This is a genomic window from Kitasatospora sp. NPDC048286 (assembly GCF_043201735.1).
GTDB lineage: Bacteria > Actinomycetota > Actinomycetes > Streptomycetales > Streptomycetaceae > Kitasatospora.
In genome coordinates, this window is sequence record NZ_JBICZE010000015.1 from 213,187 (window position 1) to 229,526 (window position 16,340).

Annotated in this window: 19 protein-coding genes, 1 tRNA gene and 1 riboswitch; of the genes, 5 read left to right on the forward strand and 15 right to left on the reverse strand. The window is 73.3% G+C overall.

All coding sequences use genetic code 11. The annotated features are described in order from the left end of the window. Positions 1 to 43: 43 nt before the first annotated feature. The 7 genes from ACGF13_RS31900 to ACGF13_RS31930 all read right to left on the reverse strand — a co-directional run bounded on the left by ACGF13_RS31900 (position 44) and on the right by ACGF13_RS31930 (position 4,901). Positions 44 to 679: an ATP/GTP-binding protein gene (locus ACGF13_RS31900; protein WP_392881864.1), complete on the reverse strand. Its 636-nt coding sequence runs from the start codon at positions 677 to 679 to the stop codon at positions 44 to 46. After that, positions 657 to 1,004 carry a DUF742 domain-containing protein gene (locus tag ACGF13_RS31905; protein ID WP_392881867.1) on the reverse strand — a complete coding sequence of 116 codons (348 nt, stop codon included), beginning with the start codon at positions 1,002 to 1,004 and terminating at the stop codon, positions 657 to 659. The genes ACGF13_RS31900 and ACGF13_RS31905 overlap by 23 nt, the downstream gene beginning before the upstream one ends. Beyond that, positions 1,001 to 1,414: a roadblock/LC7 domain-containing protein gene (locus ACGF13_RS31910; RefSeq protein ID WP_392881869.1), complete on the reverse strand. Its 414-nt coding sequence runs from the start codon at positions 1,412 to 1,414 to the stop codon at positions 1,001 to 1,003. Before ACGF13_RS31910 ends, ACGF13_RS31905 begins: the two co-directional genes overlap by 4 nt. Further along, positions 1,398 to 2,660, reverse strand: a complete 1,263-nt coding sequence (locus tag ACGF13_RS31915) for a sensor histidine kinase (protein ID WP_392881934.1) — start codon at positions 2,658 to 2,660, stop codon at positions 1,398 to 1,400. The genes ACGF13_RS31910 and ACGF13_RS31915 overlap by 17 nt, the downstream gene beginning before the upstream one ends. Before the next feature lie 293 nt (positions 2,661 to 2,953). Next, the gene (locus ACGF13_RS31920) at positions 2,954 to 3,520 is read right to left on the reverse strand and encodes a TetR/AcrR family transcriptional regulator (protein ID WP_392881871.1); all 567 of its coding nucleotides are present in this window, start codon (positions 3,518 to 3,520) and stop codon (positions 2,954 to 2,956) included. A 119-nt stretch (positions 3,521 to 3,639) separates the two neighbouring features. Continuing rightward, positions 3,640 to 4,467, reverse strand: a complete 828-nt coding sequence (locus ACGF13_RS31925; RefSeq protein ID WP_392881873.1) for an alpha/beta fold hydrolase — start codon at positions 4,465 to 4,467, stop codon at positions 3,640 to 3,642. Positions 4,468 to 4,610: 143 nt separating this feature from the next. Then, a complete protein-coding gene (locus ACGF13_RS31930) occupies positions 4,611 to 4,901 on the reverse strand; it encodes a YiaA/YiaB family inner membrane protein (RefSeq protein WP_392881876.1) in 291 nt (96 codons plus the stop codon). A gap of 195 nt (positions 4,902 to 5,096) precedes the next feature. Next, a riboswitch (cyclic di-AMP (ydaO/yuaA leader) is annotated at positions 5,097 to 5,255 on the forward strand. A 12-nt stretch (positions 5,256 to 5,267) separates the two neighbouring features. Between ACGF13_RS31930 and ACGF13_RS31935 the strand changes: the two genes are divergently transcribed. Continuing rightward, positions 5,268 to 6,116: a M23 family metallopeptidase gene (locus tag ACGF13_RS31935; protein ID WP_392881878.1), complete on the forward strand. Its 849-nt coding sequence runs from the start codon at positions 5,268 to 5,270 to the stop codon at positions 6,114 to 6,116. A 60-nt stretch (positions 6,117 to 6,176) separates the two neighbouring features. Here the strand turns inward: ACGF13_RS31935 and ACGF13_RS31940 are convergent, their stop codons facing one another. Further along, on the reverse strand, positions 6,177 to 7,052 hold the full coding sequence (locus ACGF13_RS31940; RefSeq protein WP_392881880.1) for a hypothetical protein: 876 nt from the start codon (positions 7,050 to 7,052) through the stop codon (positions 6,177 to 6,179). Positions 7,053 to 7,094: 42 nt separating this feature from the next. Here ACGF13_RS31940 and ACGF13_RS31945 point away from each other — a divergent pair, with 42 nt between their 5' ends. The 4 genes from ACGF13_RS31945 to ACGF13_RS31960 all read left to right on the forward strand — a co-directional run bounded on the left by ACGF13_RS31945 (position 7,095) and on the right by ACGF13_RS31960 (position 9,856). Further along, on the forward strand, positions 7,095 to 7,682 hold the full coding sequence (locus ACGF13_RS31945) for a GNAT family N-acetyltransferase (protein WP_392881883.1): 588 nt from the start codon (positions 7,095 to 7,097) through the stop codon (positions 7,680 to 7,682). Between the two features lie 113 nt (positions 7,683 to 7,795). After that, positions 7,796 to 8,536, forward strand: a complete 741-nt coding sequence (locus tag ACGF13_RS31950; RefSeq protein ID WP_392881886.1) for a sensor domain-containing protein — start codon at positions 7,796 to 7,798, stop codon at positions 8,534 to 8,536. Between the two features lie 84 nt (positions 8,537 to 8,620). Beyond that, positions 8,621 to 9,364 carry a hypothetical protein gene (locus tag ACGF13_RS31955; RefSeq protein ID WP_392881888.1) on the forward strand — a complete coding sequence of 248 codons (744 nt, stop codon included), beginning with the start codon at positions 8,621 to 8,623 and terminating at the stop codon, positions 9,362 to 9,364. 36 nt (positions 9,365 to 9,400) lie between these two features. Further along, a complete protein-coding gene (locus ACGF13_RS31960; RefSeq protein WP_392881889.1) occupies positions 9,401 to 9,856 on the forward strand; it encodes a GNAT family N-acetyltransferase in 456 nt (151 codons plus the stop codon). Here the strand turns inward: ACGF13_RS31960 and ACGF13_RS31965 are convergent. From ACGF13_RS31965 to ACGF13_RS31995, 7 genes are all read right to left on the reverse strand, one after another. Further along, a complete protein-coding gene (locus ACGF13_RS31965) occupies positions 9,853 to 10,767 on the reverse strand; it encodes a hypothetical protein (protein WP_392881891.1) in 915 nt (304 codons plus the stop codon). The two genes, ACGF13_RS31960 and ACGF13_RS31965, sit on opposite strands and share 4 nt — an antisense overlap. A 193-nt stretch (positions 10,768 to 10,960) precedes the next feature. Beyond that, positions 10,961 to 11,209: a DUF397 domain-containing protein gene (locus ACGF13_RS31970; RefSeq protein ID WP_392881893.1), complete on the reverse strand. Its 249-nt coding sequence runs from the start codon at positions 11,207 to 11,209 to the stop codon at positions 10,961 to 10,963. After that, positions 11,206 to 11,994 carry a Scr1 family TA system antitoxin-like transcriptional regulator gene (locus tag ACGF13_RS31975; RefSeq protein WP_392881895.1) on the reverse strand — a complete coding sequence of 263 codons (789 nt, stop codon included), beginning with the start codon at positions 11,992 to 11,994 and terminating at the stop codon, positions 11,206 to 11,208. Before ACGF13_RS31975 ends, ACGF13_RS31970 begins: the two co-directional genes overlap by 4 nt. Positions 11,995 to 12,226: 232 nt before the next feature. Further along, positions 12,227 to 13,342: a hypothetical protein gene (locus tag ACGF13_RS31980; RefSeq protein WP_392881898.1), complete on the reverse strand. Its 1,116-nt coding sequence runs from the start codon at positions 13,340 to 13,342 to the stop codon at positions 12,227 to 12,229. A gap of 458 nt (positions 13,343 to 13,800) precedes the next feature. Continuing rightward, positions 13,801 to 14,592, reverse strand: coding sequence for a hypothetical protein (locus tag ACGF13_RS31985; protein WP_392881900.1), 792 nt, complete (start codon positions 14,590 to 14,592; stop codon positions 13,801 to 13,803). A gap of 196 nt (positions 14,593 to 14,788) precedes the next feature. Then, a tRNA-Met gene (locus tag ACGF13_RS31990) sits at positions 14,789 to 14,862 on the reverse strand. A 50-nt stretch (positions 14,863 to 14,912) separates the two neighbouring features. After that, positions 14,913 to 16,241, reverse strand: a complete 1,329-nt coding sequence (locus ACGF13_RS31995; protein ID WP_392881901.1) for a PrsW family intramembrane metalloprotease — start codon at positions 16,239 to 16,241, stop codon at positions 14,913 to 14,915. Positions 16,242 to 16,340: the final 99 nt, after the last annotated feature.

The following is a 16,340-nucleotide window of genomic DNA, read 5'->3' on the forward strand; positions in this document are numbered from 1 at the left end:
CACCCGCCGGAGGTGCCGGGGGTCACGGGGTGTTCGGGAGCGGTCATCGCTGGAGCTCCAGGATCGAGCTGCGGTGCAGGTGGTCGACGAAGTCGATCAGCAGGTCGTAGGACTGCCGGCGGTCGCGCGCGTCGCAGTGCAGGATCGGCACCTCCGGCAGCAGGTCCAGCGCGGAGCGCAGCTCCTCCTCCGGGTAACTCGGCGTGTTCGGGAAGGTGTTGACCGCGACCGCGAACGGGATGCGCTGCTCCTCCAGCCGGCCGAGCACGTCGAAGCTCTCGTCCGGGCGGCGCAGGTCGACCATGGCGATGGCGCCGAGCGCGCCGCGCGACAGGTCGTCCCAGAGCGGCCAGAACCGCTGCTGCCCGGGCGTGCCGAACAGGTACAGCGCGAGCCGGGAGTTGAGCGTGATCCGGCCGAAGTCCAGCGCCACCGTGGTGGTGGTCTTGCCGGGGCGCCCGGTGAGGTCGTCCACGCCGGCGCTGGCGGCGGTCATGGTCTCCTCGGTGCGCAGCGGGGTGATCTCGCTCAGCGAACCGACCAGGGTGGTCTTGCCGACCCCGAACGGACCGGTGACCAGGATCTTGACCGCGCCCTGCACCGAGGAGGGCAGGTACTGCGGCCCGTCGGCGGACCCGGCGGACCCGGGGACGGCTTCAGCGGAGTTGGCGGAGGCCAACGAGCACCTCTTCCAGGAGGGTTGCGGGCAGGCGTTCGGCCTGCGGGACGGGAGGGAGCACCTGCACGGCACCGAGGTCCCACAGGTCCCCGACCAGCACCTTGACGACGCCGAGCGGCAGCCCCAGGTGGGCCGCCACCTCGGCGATGGACAGCAGGCTGTGGCAGAGGTCGAGGATGCGCCGGTGTTCGCGGTTCAGCAGCTCGTGCTCGGGCAGGTCCGGTGGTTCGGGTGACGCGCTGACCAGGCTCTCCACGGCCAGCTCGGCCCGGGTGGGGCGGCTGCGGCCACCGGTGATGACGTACGGCCGGACCGGGCCGCTCACCGGTGGCCCCCCGCCGCGTGGTCGACGCGCGGCGGGCTGGTGAGGTGGGTGCCGATCCGTTCGACCAGGACCTGCATCTGGTAGGCGACCAGGCCGGCGTCGACCGCCTCGCTGGTCACCACGGCCAGGTGCGCGCCGGCCCCGGCGGCGACGACGAAGAGGTAGCCGCCGCCGTACTCGATGATGATCTGTCGGGTGGCGCTGCCCGGTCCGCCGAAGCCCGTCGCGACGCCGCGGGCCAGCGACTGCAGTCCGGAGCAGGCGGCGGCGAGCCGTTCGGCGTCGTCGCGCCCGATGCCCTCGCTGCGGCCGATCTCCAGGCCGTCGTTGGAGACGACGACGGCGTGCTGGACCTGCGGGACGGCGATGATGTCGGCGAGCAGCCAGCCGAGATCAGGGGTGGTGGTCATGGAACTCTCCGGAGCGCTGGGGAAGTCGGGGGGAAGCGGGCAGGGAAGGGTCGAACTGGGCCTGGGCCCGGGCGGCGGACCGGCCGCTGGCGGTTCCGGCCTGGAACATCGCCATGAACGCCTGCGCGTCCCGGGCCGAGCGGTAGGGCGGCGCGGGCGGCGGAGGGGGAGCGGCGTGCTGGGCCGGGCGGCTGTTGCGGTCGCGCCGGTGGCTCCGGCGGGGCAGCGGGGGAGGGGTGCCGTCGGCGGCGTGCCGGCCGGTCGGTGGGGTCTCCACCAGGGGGTGGCCGGCGGGAGAGGCCGGCGGGGGGCCGGGGTTGAACGCGCGGTCGTCCGGCCCGAGGCCGGGGACGGTGGGCGGCAGCGGCTCGGTGAGCAGCGCGTTCGGGAGCAGCAGGACGACGCGCACGCCGCCGTACGGCGAGGGCGCCGAGCTGAGCGTGACCCGGAAGCCGTACTGCTCGGCGAGCCGGCCGACCGCGGCCAGGCCCAGCTGCGGCACCTCGCCGAGCCGGGAGACCTCCAGGGTGCTGCCGCCGGCCAGTGCGGCGGCGGCCTTGGCGACGGCCTGTTCCGGCATGCCGACGCCGCCGTCGTCGATCTCGATGACGGCGCCGTTGTGCACGGGCATCAGGGTGACGAACACCTGGGTGCTGGGCGGGGAGTAGCGGGTGGCGTTGTCCAGCAGCTCGGCGATCGCGTGGATCAGCGCCTCGGCGGCGGCGCCGACCACCGCGGTCTCGATCCGGCTGCGCACCACCACGCGCTGGAACGGCAGGATGCGCGACTGGGCGCCGCGGACGACGTCCTCCAGGGAGACGGGTTCCGGCCAGTGCCGGCCGGCCCGGGCGCCGCACAGCACGGCCAGGGTCTGGGCCAGCCGGGCCTGTTGGGCGGCCGCGTGGTCGGCCTTGAGCAGGCCCTCCAGCAGCGCCGGGTCGTCGTGGGTGCGCTCCATCTCGTCGAGCAGCGCCTGCTGGTCGTGGGCCATCACCAGGATCCGGCGGGCGACGCTGAGGAAGGCCCGCTGGGTGGAGGCGGTGTGCTCCTGCTCCTGCTGGACGGCGGCGAGGTCGGCGCCGCGGCGGGAGAGCTCGGCGGCCAGCTGTTCCTGGACGGCGGCGAGTTCGCCGTGCAGCCGGTCGGCGCGGCCGCGCTGGGTGACGGACACGGCGCGGTACCGCGCGGCGGCCACGAGGGCGAGGACGGCGAGTACGCCGGTTGCCGTTACGGACCACTGAGTCATCGTCACGCGGCGAATTCTAGGGTGATGATCCTACGAAGGTGTGAACGGATCTCGCCAAGTGACCGGATCTCGTCAATATCGAGTCAATTCGGCGGCAATCGGCACTCGTTCGACCCCGATCCCACCGCCTGACGAGGGGGCCGACCGGCCTGACCGGCACCGGCGGGCAGCGTCGGAATCGAGCCGGGTGGCCGGATCGCGTTCCACGATGTGTGGGGTCTGTGCGCACGGTGTTCGGAAGGGGCGCGTCCGGGTGCGGAACACCGGCGCCGGGCCGCGCCGGCGCCGGTCCGCTACGCGGGCCAGGCGCGCAGGCCGGTGGTGAGGGTGGCGATGAGGCGGTCCTGGGTGGTGGTGAGGTCCTCGGCGAGCTGGAAGGCGCCGGCGGTGGTGAGCGAGGCGAAGCCGTGGGCGAGGGAGCGGACGGTGCGGGCGGCGTGGATCGCCTCGGAGCCGTCGAGGCCGTACTCCCGCAGGACGGCGACGATCACTCCGACCAGCCGGGCGGCCGCGCGGGCCAGGTCGTCGTCCGGCTGCGGGGCCTGGGGGAGGGCGTTGTAGCGGTGCGGGTGCTCGGTGGCGTACGCGTGGTAGGCGCGCAGCACGGCGGAGACGGCGTCGTCCCCGCTGCGTCCGACGGCCGCCTCGGCCAGCCGGTCGGCCAGTTCCCCGGTGACCCGGACGGCGATCAGCCGCCGCAGTTCGGCGAGGCCGCCGCTGACGTGCTTGTACAGCGAGGGGGTGGCGACCCCGGCCCGGGCGGCGACGGAGGCCAGGGTGAGGGCCTCGGCGCCCTGCTCGTCGATGAGGGCGAGGGCGTGGTCGACGACCTGGTCGGGGGTCAGTCCTACGCGGGGCATGGGCTCGGGCTCTCCGTACGGGTCGAAGTCGGGTGACGTCGGGCGCTGCCGGGCGGGTGCCGGTGACGTCGGCGGGTCGGGCAGGGTCAGGGGTGGGCAGGGGTCGGCGGCGGCGGCGCTCAGCCGAGTTCGGCGAGGAACGACAGCAGGGCGTCCGCGGTGGCCGCCGGGTTGTCGGCCATCGGGTAGTGCCCGGACCCCTCGATCATCGCCTTCCGCGCGCCGAGCGCGGCGGCCTGCCGGTCGGCGACGAGCTCCGGCTTCGGGAAGTCGGGGTCCTTGCCGCCCATGACCACCAGCGCCGGGCACCGCACCGCGGCCGTCCAGCCGACCGGCGCCGAGTCGCCGTGGACGTACCCGCGGGTGGCGGTCTTCCGTCCCGGGGTGCGCAGCGCGGCGACCAGCCCGTCCACGTACGCGTCGAAGTCGGCGGGCTTGGCGCCGGGGAAGGCCATCCGGCGCAGGTAGAAGCCCCAGGAGGCCGGCCAGTGGACGAGGGCGGTGCCCATCAGGGCCATGACGCCGCGCATCAGGGCGCCCGGCGGCGGGCTCTCGACGAAGGCGTCGATCAGGACGATCCCGGCGACCCGCTCGGGCGCGTCCCCGGCGGCCTTCACGACCGTCGCCCCGGTGTACGAGTTGCCGGCGAGGACGGCGCGCTCGATGCCGAGGTGGTCGAGCAGGGCGAGGACGTCGTCGGCGATGGCGGCCGGGCCGTAGTCGTCCCAGCTGATCGAGGATTCGCCGAAGCCCCGCAGGTCCATGGTGACGACCCGGTGGCCGGCGGCGACCAGCAGCGGGCGCAGGTGCCGGTACGCGGCCCGGCTGTCGAGCATGCCCGGGAGCAGGACGACGGGGGTGCCGTCGCCCTGCCGGGTGTCGTCGAAGGCGATCCGGCCGCCGGGAACGGTCAGGTACTGGGTGCTCGGGGTGATGGTGCCGTTCACGGGGTCCTCCTCGGGCCGCGGGTGCGGGGCATCGGCGGTACTGCCGATAGCCATAAAGCTAAGGCTAATAGCCTTAGCCGTCAAGCGGTCGGCGGGCCGGGGGAAACGGGCCAGGGGAAGGGGGCGTGGTCGGACGGGTGCGGTCAGACCCCTTCCACCTTGAACGGGTCGTGCTCGCTGAGCAGCTTCTCCAGCCGGGCCTGGTCCACCCGGGTGACCATCTCGCTGGACTCCTGCCGGTCCCGGACCACCTTCGCCAGCGTGAACGCGGAGGTGACGGTGTAGAGGAGGCCGATCCCGAGGAAGGCCCGGGTCCACCCGCCGACCGGCAGGTAGGCGATCCCGGCGGCGAGGGCGATGCCCGACAGGGCGAAGGAGAGGATGGCCTGGATGTGGTACGCGGCCGTGGTGTGGGTCTGCATCGGTGCGCTCATGGCGTCAGGATGCGGCCGCCCGGCCGGGCCGCACATGAGTAGGGGTACTCAGATGGGGCCGTGCGTGAGGGGCCGTTCGTTGACGTCCGTTCACCTGCCATCGGGCGGCCCGAAACGGATGGCTTGGAATCAGAGCCTCCTAGGATTAACGTTTGATAACGCAGCGCGGTTGTCAACGCCGTACCCAGACGGCACCGTGCGCCGTCGCCTAATCCCGCCGACCCGCCCCCGGGCAGGTCAGGGAGCCGGGGAACCATGTTCCTTGGGGTGAATCGGCGGGGCTCCGGCCCGGCCGTAGGAGACCTTCCTGCTCCGAACCCGTCAGCTAACCCGGTAGGCGCGAAGGAAGGAAAGGAGCGCGCCTCCGTGGCGTCGACGCACACCCCGGCACACCCGGCCGGCCCCGCAGCCGGTACCCAGCTCCTCGACCACCCCGGCCCGGACGGCCCCGAGGCCTTCGGCCCGGAGGCGTTCGCCGCGGAGGCCGACACCAACCGCCACCGGATGCCGCGTCAGACCCGCGGGGCCTCCCCGCTGCTCGGCGTCACCGCCGTAGCCGCCACGCTGGGCGCCACCGGCTTCGCCTCGGCGACCCCGGCCGCCGCCCCCGCCGTCGAGGTCCCGGACGAGACCCCGGTCGCCCTCGCCGCCGACCCCGGCCTCGCGCTCGCCGCCCGCATCCAGCACCAGGCCGACAGCCAGCGCACCGCCGCCGAGGAGACCGCCCGGCTGCAGGCCGCCCAGGAGGCGGAGGCCAAGGCCGCCGCCAAGGAGGCCGAGGCCAAGCGCGCCGCCGAGGAGGCCGAGCGGGCCAAGGCCGCCGCCCTCACCCTCCCGGTGGACGACTACCGGCTCTCCGCCCACTACGGCCAGAGCGCCCGCTACTGGGCCAACCTGCACACCGGCCTGGACTTCGCCGCCGACACCGGCACCCCCGTCCACGCGCTCGGCCAGGGCACCATCACCTCGGCCGGCTGGGCCGGCTCGTACGGCTACCGGATCGTCGAGACCCTGCCCGACGGCACCGAGATCTGGTACTGCCACCTCTCCTCGATCACCAAGGGCTCCGGCAACGTCGCCGCCGGCCAGCAGATCGGCAAGGTCGGCGCGACCGGCAACGTCACCGGCCCCCACCTGCACATGGAGGTCCGCCCCGGCGGCGGCGCCCCGGTCGACCCGGAGCCCTGGCTCCAGCAGCGCGGCCTCAACCCCTGACACCCGCGCACCGACGCACCCGCGGGAGGCCCCCGGGCCGGGGGCCTCCCGCGCCGCGTCTCACTCCTCGACGGGCAGCTGCGCCAGGTACGCGTCGATCTCCTCCGGGCCCGGCTCCGGCGCCAGCTCCGGGAACTCCGTCACCAGCAGCCGCGGCAGCCCCGGCACCGTCCAGTCGCCGAACAGGTCGAGCGCCGCGTCCACCGCCGCCTCCTCGAACCTCCCGAAGTCCCCGGTCAGCTCGTCCGGCATCGGCCGTCCCAGCGCGGTCAGCTGCGCCAGGTTGCGGTAGCTGCGCCGCATCAGGCCCTGCTCCAGCAGCCGACGCGCGCCGTCCGTGGCCATGCCCACCGAGAGCACCCGGGCCGGGCCCCAGCCCCGCTCGTCCGGCTCGTCCAGCCAGCCGGCCGACGCCAGCGCCTCGAACGCCGCCAGCCGCTCCTCCTCGGTGAACTCCCCGAAGCCGGCCAGCCACTCCCGCACCGCCTCCGGGTCCGTGACGTCCGCCCCGTGCGCGTGCAGCAGCAGCGCGTACAGCCGGGGCCAGGTCACCAGGTCGGCGCGGCGCAGCAGCCCGGTCGCGACCTCGCCCTGCCACTCGGCCTCCTCGTGCAGCCGCTCCTGGCGCTTGGCGTTCAGCCGGCGGGCCGCCCGCTGGTGGTCGACCAGCAGCCGGACGGCGTCGCCGTAGGCGAGCGGGTCCTCCTCGGGCGCGGGTTGGACGTACAGGTGGAGCCGCTCGTGGAGCAGGTGCTCCACCGCGTCGGAGGTCAGTTCGGGCCAGCCGTCGTGCATCCTGCCCTCGCCCAGCTCCAGCAGCGCCAGCACCGCGCGCAGCGGCCCCTCGGCCACCGGCGCGCGGCCCTGCTCGGCCGCCCAGGCGAGCAGGTCGGCGGCCTTGGTGCGCGGGGCGAGCCGCAGGTCTTCGTCGTTCATAGTCCGAACGGTAGCCGCCGGGCGGGGATAGGGTCGGCAGCCATGGTCCCCGTACGACTCACCGGCCCGCGACTGGCCGTCCGCGAGTACCACCACACCGAGGGCGACGTGGACGCGCTGCACGCGCTGTTCGGCGACCCGGAGGTCACCCGGTACCTGCCCTTCGGGCCGAGCGACCGGGAGGACTGCGCCGACCAGGTCGAGCTCTACCTGGAGGAGGCGATGGCCGAGGAGCGGGACACCTACCGGCTCGCCGTCACCAGGCTCGCCGACGCCGAGGAGCCGGACGACGCGACGCCGATCGGGCAGGCCTCGCTCACCCTCGAAGGGCACCGCGCCGCCTGGCTCGGGTGCGTGCTGGCCCGCGAGTCCTGGGGCCGCGGCTACGCGGGCGAGATCACCGACCTGCTCTGCGGCCTCGCCTTCGGTCTCCTGGACCTGCACCGGTTGGCCGCCCGGGTCGCGGTGGACAACACGGCCTCCGTCAAGGTGCTCACCGGGCTGGGCTTCCGGCGGGAGGGGCGGTTGCGGCACGACGGGTTCAAGGACGGCGTCTGGTCCGACTCGTACGTCTACTCGCTGCTCGCCGACGAGTGGCCGGGCCCGGCCGTCCGGGCGGAGGGGGGTTAACCCCACCCCGGATCCGCCGGGCCTCCGGATCCCCGCCGGTCGGCGCGTCCACCAGACTGGACCTCGTCAGCGGGACGAACGACCGACAGTACGAGGGGCCGGGGGCCGGGAGCATGAGCAGCAGCCGCAGCATGGAGGACCGGGAGTGGGACGTCCTGGGCGGTCACGGTGACGACCAGCGCCCCGCCCGGGCCCGCCGGACCGCGCGGCGGCCGGCGCTGTGGCGGGCGCCGTTCTCGGCCTACTACTACCGCGAGGTCGGCTTCGCGCTCAGCGGCCTGCCGGTGGCGATCGCCGGGTTCGCCTCCTCGATCATCCTGTTCTGCCTCGGCCTCGGCACCTTCATCACCGTCATCGGCCTGCCCGTGCTGGGCGCCCTGACCGGCCTCGCCCGCGGCTTCGGCCGGCTGGAGCGGGCCCGGGTGCGCGGCATGCTGGCCCTGGACGTCCCCGGCCCGGAGCCGGTGCGCCAGGTCCGCCCGGGCGGCTGGGGCGCCGTCACCGCGCGGCTGGCGGACGGGGCCGGCTGGAAGGCCGTGCTGTACCAGGTGGTGATGTTCCCCTGGGCGCTGTTCAGCTTCGTGGTGACGCTGGTGTTCCTGGTGCTCGGCTGGGTCCTGACGCTCTACCCGCTGTACCACTGGGTCTTCCCGACCTACACCCCCTGGAACGGGTACCGGGTGTTCGACTTCACCGACGACGAGGGCATCCGGCACGTGTACGACGTCCAGGCGCCGTGGCAGATCGCCGGACTCGCGGTCCTCGGACTGGTGCTGGTCTTCCTCACCACCCAGCTGGTCCGCGGCCTGACCAACGTCAACCGGGCCGCCGCCCAGGGCCTGCTCGGCCGCTGACCGCCCGTTCTCCCACTTCGGCCCCACCTGCATCCGGACCGTACTCCGGATGCGGGCGGGGCCGCCGCGTGTTCGGATGACCGGGTGGCCGCCGGCATCCCCCTCGTCCCCCCGGACGTCCTGGTCACCTCCCGTCCGCTGGACGAGTACTGCGCCCTGTTCGGCCTCACCCGGGCCGGGCTCGCCGCGCTGCCCGGGCCGCTGCTGGACTGCCCCGGCGGCGCGGCCGGACTGGCCGCCGAGGCGCGCGAGCTGGGCTGCCGGGTGGTCGCCGCAGACCCGGCGTACGCGCTGCCGCCGTCGGCGGTCGCGGAGCGCGCGCTGGCCGCCCGGGCCGCGATGGCCACCGCGATGGCCGCCCGCCCTCAGCTCTACCCCTTGCCCCGCCCGTGCCGGCCTGAGCGCTACCTGCGCAGCTGGGACCGCGCCCGCCGGCTGTTCGCCGCCGACTCGGCCGCCCACCCGCAGCGGTACGTGGCCGCCGAGCTGCCCCGGCTGCCCTTCGCGGACGGCTCGTTCGCCCTCACTCTGAGCGGGTACCTGCTCTTCGCCTATCCCGAACTCTTCGGCCTGGAGCGGCAGCTGGCCGCGCTGGTGGAGCTGGTCCGGGTCACCGCCGTGGACGGCGAGGTCCGGGTCCAGCCACTGTGCGACGGGTACGGCCACCGCTGCGGCCACCTCGACCCGCTGCGGTACGCGCTCGGCGAGCACCGGATAGCCAGCGAGGTCCGCCGGCTGCCCGGCGCGGTGGACGGCCGCACCCATCGAGTCCTGGTGCTGCGGGCAGCCGACCGTCGTCGCCGGGCCGCGCTCCCCGTGAGCATGTAATAGTCAGTGCCGGGGTGCGCTCCTATACTCACCGGCATGAACGAGACCATGATCCGGCGCGCCGACGAGACCGACGCCGACCTGCTCACCGACCTGGTCCAGGCGTCCTCCGCCTACCACGGCCAGTACGCCCCGATGCTTGAGGGCTACCGGGTGACGCCCGAGTACATCGCCCGTCACGAGGTGTTCCTCGCAACTGATGAGGCCACCGGGCAGCTGCTCGGCTTCTACGGCCTGATCCGCGAACCGGCCGAACTGGACCTGATGTTCGTCGCCGACGAGGCCCAGGGGCGCGGCACCGGCCGCGAGTTGATCGCGCACATGCTGGAGCTGGCCCGCAGCGCCGGCATCGCCGAGGTACGGGTCGTCTCCAACCCGCCCGCCGAGCAGTTCTACCTGCGGGTGGGCGCCGAACGCGTCGGCACCTTCCCGGCCGCCGGGCGGATCACCTGGGACCGCCCCGAACTGCGCTTCACCGTCCGGGTCGGTTAGGCGTATACGGGTGAGGGCGGGGCGCTGTTCCGTCTGAGTGCTTCTCTGGCCTGGGCGGCGCGGCGGTGGACGGCGGCCGGGGGGAGTGCGCCCGGGCGGGGCGGCGGGGGTGCCGGGGTGCCTCGGCAGGCGCGGCAGAGGCCGCCGAGGAGGACTTGGGGGCGGCAGGGGGTGCGGCAGGCCGTGCACTCGGGGACGCGGGTGAGCTGTTGGGGGTGGGCCTGGGGGCGGTGTGGGGGGAGCTTGTCGAGGAGGCGGCGGCGGGTGAAGGCGGCCGGGCTGTGGATGTCGGGCGGGAGGCCGTTGGTGAGGGCGACGGTGAAGAGAGCGGGCGTGGCGCCCCGGGCGAACCACTCGGCGGCGAGGGGTTCGAGGGCGGTGCAGTCGGCGGCGGAGAGGGCGAGGCGGGGGTCGGCGAGGCCGAGGTCGGCGAGGGCGGCGTAGGCGACCGAGGGGAGCGGGGTGTGGTTGCGGACGGCCGTTCGCTCGTCCGGGGGATCGGGGTCGGCGGGCGTTGACGTGCCGCCCGTGTCGCCCGTGTCGCCGCTGCCGCCGGTGGCGAGGAAGCGGTTCCACCAGGCGTCGGAGCGGGGCGTGCGGGAGAAGTAGGTGTGGAACACCCAGCGGCAGTCCTTGGAGCTGAGGCGCTCGCGGACGCGGCGCAGGTGACCTGCGGTGGAGAGCCTGTTGAGGGCGGTGCGGCAGGCTGCCTGCCCGTAGTGGGGCTGGAGGACGGCGAGGGACTTGATGTCCATGGCGGCGCCGTCGGGGAGGTGGTCGATGAGCGAGGCGAGGTAGGCCTCGCGGACCGGGAGGTGGGCGAAGTCGGTCGCGGAGCGGGGGAGTTGCTCCGGCGCGGACTGCTTGCCGTACCCGGGGACGGCCATGGCGGTAGAGTTGTGGGCAGCCACAGGATCGATTCCTTAGAGTCCGTCGATCGTGCCGGTCAGACCCCCGTTCGGTGCTGCTAACACCGGCGGGGGTTGTTTCGTTGCTGCGCACGCTACATGGCCGAACTGCCCGTGGAAAAGTCGTGACGATAAGTCATATCTGCTGCTCGCAGGGGTGGTTGGAAGGTGGTTTACCCCACCGTTCCATTGAGGGTCACTCGACGGGCGCCCCTTGAGCTTCGGCGGCGAACGAGACGAAGGCGGACCAGGCCTCGGGTGAGAAGGCGAGGGTCGGGCCGGCCTTGTCCTTGGAGTCGCGGACGTGGATGGTGGAAGGGCAGGCGGCGACCTCGACGCAGTTGCCGCCTTGTGAGTCGCTGTAACTGGACTTCACCCAGGAGACGGCCACTTCGACGCAGGCGCCGCCCTGCGAGTCGCTGTAACTGGACTTGAACCACTTCATAGTTCCTCCATCACCGTTCTGATGAACGCTTCCGACTCCTCGATACTGAGGGCCTGCGAGCGGATCATGGCATGGCGTTGGGCGAGGATGCTCACCTTCTCGGGGTCGGCCGACAGGATCCCCGCGTACTGCCCCTCCACATAGCCGAGGAGCTTGTGCTCGGGCGTCTCAAGGATCATCATCGGTCCCTCCATGGCGACATGGATCGCACGGTTGACCGGCAGGACTTGGATGGCGACATTCCGAAGCTTGCAGACGTCGAGCAGCTGCTCAAGCTGTCGCTTCATGAGGCCGGCATCGCCGATGACGGTGCGGAGCGCCACCTCGTAGATGACGAATCCGAACATCGTGGTGGGAGAGTGGCGCAGCTTGTCCTGGCGCTGGAGCCGTGCGGCGACTCGTGTTTCGACGGTCTCGTCGTCCAAAGGAGGAAAGCTGTGGCTGATCTGCTCCCGGGCGTACTCCTCGGTCTGGAGCAACCCGGGGATGAGCAGCGCCTCGTATCCCTGGATGGCGATCGCCTCGCGCTCGGTGTCCGTGTAGTCCTTCGAGTAGGTCGGGAACTTCTCCGGCTCCATGAATTCGGCTGCCGCGATCAGCATGCCCTTCGCGTCGCACAACTCATCTGCTGCCCGGAGCATTTGGAGCGTCGGCTTGCGCCGCCCGGCCTCCATCGACCGGATGCTCTCGATGTCGTAGTGGGACGCCTCGGCCAACTCCTGCCGGGTCACGCCCGCCCGCTGACGCGCGCGCTGGACCTGGTCGCCGCCGTACTGCCAAGCCATTGGGTACTGCCTCGTCCTCGACTTCGGCGCGGTCACGGCCCTGCACCCCTTCCTGCCCTGGTCGCAGGGCGGTCAAGCTCTCGCTGTGCCTGTGGTGTTGCTCCTGAGGCTATTCCGGCCTGTCGGCGCTTGATGGGTGAAATGGCCGAACTCAGCTCTCCCGAGTGAAGCCGACCGTCCGCATCTCCCAAGGTCCTGGTCCTTGCTCAACCAGGCAATCCGATTCACTCGTCTAGGAGTTGATCCCAGCGTCCGGCTGCGCCGGCACTCCCGCCGTCGGCCGCTCCGGCAGGACGGCCGCCGCCGGGAGTCGGGAGAGGATCTTCTCCGCCAGCCAGCTGCGGTCCGACCCGTACGGAATGCCCCGCGGGTCGACCAGCTGCCGCGCCACCGCGTCCCGCAGCCGCTGTGCCCCGTCGGCGGGCAGCCGGTACAGCAGCCCCCGGGCGGCCAGCAGCGCGTGGTACTGCTCGAAGTCGGAGCGCGGGTGCTCGATCGCGTCCAGCACGCTCGACAGGTCCGCCAGCGCCGGATCGCCCTGCATCAGCGCGAGCGCCTGGATCCGCCGGCCCTCGGAGCCGTCCGCGAAGAGGGCCCGCACCTGTTCGGCGGTCAGCGCCGAGCGCCGAGCGGTCGAGCGGACCTCCGCCACCACGCCCTCCGGCCCGGCCGGCGCGCCGGAGGAGGGCGGCAGCTGCGCGGCCAGCGCGGCCGGGCGCTCCGTGGTGCCGCCCAGCAGTCCGAGCTGCTGCATCGCGCGGACCCGCAGGTCGTCCGCGCCCACCTTGTCGCCGTGCCGGTCGCGGTCCTGCCCGGCGAGGAAGAGGTCCAGCGCCTGGTCGGTCTCGGTCAGCGCCTGGGGCAGCGCCAGCCGGGTCACCAGCCAGCCGGCCAGGAAGCCGAAGACCAGGAAGTACAGCACCAGCGCCGCCGCGAACGGCACCGCCGCCTCGCCTCCGCCGAGCACGGGCGCCAGCGCCGTACCGAGGTCGTGCAGCCGTTCGCCGAGCGAGCCGAGCTGGGTCAGCCCGACGCCCAGCAGCACCTTGGTCAGCCAGTCCGAGACCTGCTCCAGATTGGTGTTCGGCGCGTACGAGCCCGGCGGGTCGTCGGAGCCGGCGCCGCCGCGCACCCGGGGCACCCCGAACAGGAAGCCCAGCCCGCCGCCCAGCACCACCGAGGCCCCGACCACCACCAGCCCGCCGCCGAGCGCCTGCCAGACGTGCTCCCGGCCGAGCGCGAACAGCAGTAGCCCGACCAGCCCCGTCCCGGCCAGCGCCCCGGCGGCGCCCCACCGCGCCGTCCGCAGCACGGTCGCCCCGCCGCCCAGTCGTCGCGCCTTCGCCATCGCCTACCCCCTGTGTCCGCGCCGCTCCGCTCCGCCCCGGAACCCGCGCCGACTCTAGCGCCGCGGCGCCGCGGCCGCGGCCACGCCCCGGGCGGCCCCCGGCCACGCCCCGGGCTGACCCCGGACACGCCGCGGGGAGCCTCCGGAACCGATGCCGGAAGCTCCCCGGGAACGCAGACGGCCCGCGGGCTGCTCCTCCGCGCCGGCCCGTGCACTGGCCAGGCGCCGAGGCACCGGGGATGTACCGGTGAGCCCGCGGGCCGGGTGACTGCTTGGATTTCGCCTGCCGGAGGCCGAGGGCCTCACCCTGCGCAGGCAGGGGCGGCTCTAGCGAGCAGCCACCTCACGCATCCTGATGTAACTCAACTCAGGATCACCTCCCTTCAGTGTGCTGCCAGCGTAGGCAGCGCACCGGTCGGAGGGCAACGGATTTATTGCGCGGTTGCCGCGTCCGTCGCTCAGGCGCTCTTGATCTGGTCCTTGAACTTGGTGAAGTCGATCGTGTTGTCGGGCGACGGGACCTGGATGGTCAGCGGCTTGTCGAAGTCGGAGAAGTCCATCTTGCCGTTGCCGTCCTCGCCGCCGGAGTGCTCGACCCGCACCGGGTAGGGCTTGCCCTCGGTGGCGATCTGCATGGTCGAGACCCCGCCCTTGGGGTCGGTGGACTTCAGGCTGAAGGTCTTCACGCCGTTGACCTCGCCGGCGGAGCCCTTCTCGGCCTTCTCCTTGGCGGTGCTCTTGTCCTCGGTGATCTTCTTGCTGAACTCGGCCAGGTTGCAGATGCTGGTGAGGGAGCCCATCGTCGGGTCGTTCTCGAAGCCGGTCAGGTAGCGGCCCTTGAACAGCTCGGCGGCCTTGGCGCCGTTCGGGCCGCCCACGTTGGTCCAGAAGGCGGTGTCCGGCTTGACGTAGGAGGTCTTGCCGTCGCTGATGATCTCGAACTTGCCCATGCCCGGCATCGCCATGGTGCCGGTGCACTGGCTCTTGTTGTCCATCGACAGGTTCATCTCCATCTTGCCCTCGCCGGCGTCGACGGTGCCGGCCATCTTGAGGGAGGTCGCGGAGGCCAGGGCCTCCTTGGCCTGCTTCATGATGTCCTGGGCGCTGAGCTTGTCGGTGTCGAGCTTCTTCGAGGCGCCCGCCTTGGCGTCGCCGGCCTTCCCGTCGCTCTTCTCGGTGCCGCACGCGGCGGTGCCGGCGGCCAGGACGAGGCAGATCGCGGCGGTGCTGACCAGTCGCTTCGACAGCATGAGGTGATTCCTGTCCGGGGCGGCCCGAACAGCCCGCCCCAAATGTGATGAATTTTTCATCAGTATGGTTCAGGCCCCCGACAGTGGATCACCGGACCGGCTGCTGTTACAGCTTCGTGGCAGGACCGTGTTCTGCCCGTACCCGGAAACGCGAAAGGCCCGGAGGACGAATCCTCCGGGCCTTTCGGCTACTGAGTAGCGGGGACAGGATTTGAACCTGCGACCTCTGGGTTATGAGCCCAGCGAGCTACCGAGCTGCTCCACCCCGCGTCGGTGAACACAACAATACGGGGAAGTCGCCGAGATGGGAAATCGGTTCCTCAGGACACCCCGGTGCCCGGCACCCGGCCGGGCACCGGATGCCGGGCCGTACGGCATCTCGCCCAGGCCGCGAAGCAGACCAGCGCGGCGAAGCAGGGCACCATCAGGGCCCCGTACACCACCAGGAAGCCGTCCGTGCCGAGGTCGGCGGCGGCGTTCCAGGTGCCGTGCAGCGCCATCGCCAGCAGCAGCCCGGCCGGCGCCGCCAACCGGGCCAGCCAGCGCCGCGCGGTCGTGAGGGCGACGGCCAGGCCGATGCCGGTCAGCGCGGTGAACAGCGGGTGGGCGAAGGGGGAGAGCAGGGCGCGCAGCACGAAGGTCTGCACGGTGCTGTCGAAGTCGCGCAGGCTGGGCGGGTCGCCGAGGCCGATGCTGTCCAGCCGCTGGCGCTGGTCGCTGGTGAAGGCCCGGCCCAGGTAGAGGGCGTTCTCGGTGAAGGCGAAGCCGCAGGCGGTCATCCCGCCGAGCACCACCCCGGCGGCCAGGGTGCGCGGCCGGGAGCGGTGGTGCGGCGCGCCGGAGGGCGGGGCCGGGCGCAGGTAGGGCAGCGGCCGCAGGTACGGGCGCAGCCGCAGCCGGCCCCGGGCGTGCGGCCCGACCGGGTGGCGCGGGTACGGGCGCGGGCTCCGGGGCGCGGGCGACCGGCGCAGCAGCGGCGCGCAGGGGCGCCCGGTGTGGCGGCCGCGGCAGCGCAGCCGCTGGCCGAGCGGGAGCAGGAGCACCAGCAGGGCGGTGGCCTTGGCGGTCTCCTCGATCACCGGGGTGGCGATCCCGGCGCCGAGCAGCTCCCCGAACGGGCCCCGGTGCCGGGTCAGGTAGCTCGCCGTCCAGTTGTTGGCGAGGATCGCGACGGTGGTGGCCGCGCAGGCGCCCCAGCCGAGGCAGAAGACGGTGTGCCGCAGCGGCACCCGGGCGGTGAGGTTGAGCCAGGCCAGGCCGCCGAGGACGAACGGCAGCGGCACCATCGCCAGGCCCAGGCCGACCAGCAGGCCGACCGTGCCGGTCTGCCGCTGGACCAGGTGGAGGATCAGCACCCCGCAGCCGATCAGGGTCAGCACGGTGGTCGCGGTGACGGAGGAGAGCGCCATCGAGCGGCCGCGGCCCGGCGGGGCCCCGGCCGGCTCCTGGCGCCGTTCCCCCGGGCCGACGGCCGGGACCGGCCCGGCGGCGGTACCCGGCCGGGACAGCAGGCGGTGGGCCCGGCGCCTCCGGGGCCCCGGGATGGTCCGGGTGCCGCCGGTGCTCGGGACCGTCTCCGGTGCGTCGGCGGCGGCGCCGGCCGTCGTCCGGCCGTTCGTCCGGAACCCGCCGCCGGACGGGCTGCCCATGCGGCACAGGGTAGGCCACGGTGGCGGCCCGTCGGGAGGAATCGGGCCGGACCGGCCGTCCCCGGCCGGCCCGAACGGCCGCCGCGCGGGCGTCCGTTC

Excerpts from the sequence above, each read along its gene's own strand:
- ACGF13_RS31960 (WP_392881889.1), top strand. The coding sequence starts at position 9,401 with ATGAACGAGACCATGATCCGGCGCGCCGACGAGACCGACGCCGACCTG.
- ACGF13_RS31970 (WP_392881893.1), bottom strand. The coding sequence starts at position 11,209 with ATGAAGTGGTTCAAGTCCAGTTACAGCGACTCGCAGGGCGGCGCCTGC.
- ACGF13_RS31920 (WP_392881871.1), bottom strand. The coding sequence starts at position 3,520 with ATGCCCCGCGTAGGACTGACCCCCGACCAGGTCGTCGACCACGCCCTC.
- ACGF13_RS31940 (WP_392881880.1), bottom strand. The coding sequence starts at position 7,052 with ATGAACGACGAAGACCTGCGGCTCGCCCCGCGCACCAAGGCCGCCGAC.
- ACGF13_RS31995 (WP_392881901.1), bottom strand. The coding sequence starts at position 16,241 with ATGGGCAGCCCGTCCGGCGGCGGGTTCCGGACGAACGGCCGGACGACG.
- ACGF13_RS31915 (WP_392881934.1), bottom strand. The coding sequence starts at position 2,660 with ATGACTCAGTGGTCCGTAACGGCAACCGGCGTACTCGCCGTCCTCGCC.
- ACGF13_RS31930 (WP_392881876.1), bottom strand. The coding sequence starts at position 4,901 with ATGAGCGCACCGATGCAGACCCACACCACGGCCGCGTACCACATCCAG.
- ACGF13_RS31910 (WP_392881869.1), bottom strand. The coding sequence starts at position 1,414 with ATGACCACCACCCCTGATCTCGGCTGGCTGCTCGCCGACATCATCGCC.
- ACGF13_RS31980 (WP_392881898.1), bottom strand. The coding sequence starts at position 13,342 with ATGGCGAAGGCGCGACGACTGGGCGGCGGGGCGACCGTGCTGCGGACG.
- ACGF13_RS31950 (WP_392881886.1), top strand. The coding sequence starts at position 7,796 with ATGAGCAGCAGCCGCAGCATGGAGGACCGGGAGTGGGACGTCCTGGGC.
- ACGF13_RS31945 (WP_392881883.1), top strand. The coding sequence starts at position 7,095 with ATGGTCCCCGTACGACTCACCGGCCCGCGACTGGCCGTCCGCGAGTAC.
- ACGF13_RS31975 (WP_392881895.1), bottom strand. The coding sequence starts at position 11,994 with ATGGCTTGGCAGTACGGCGGCGACCAGGTCCAGCGCGCGCGTCAGCGG.
- ACGF13_RS31985 (WP_392881900.1), bottom strand. The coding sequence starts at position 14,592 with ATGCTGTCGAAGCGACTGGTCAGCACCGCCGCGATCTGCCTCGTCCTG.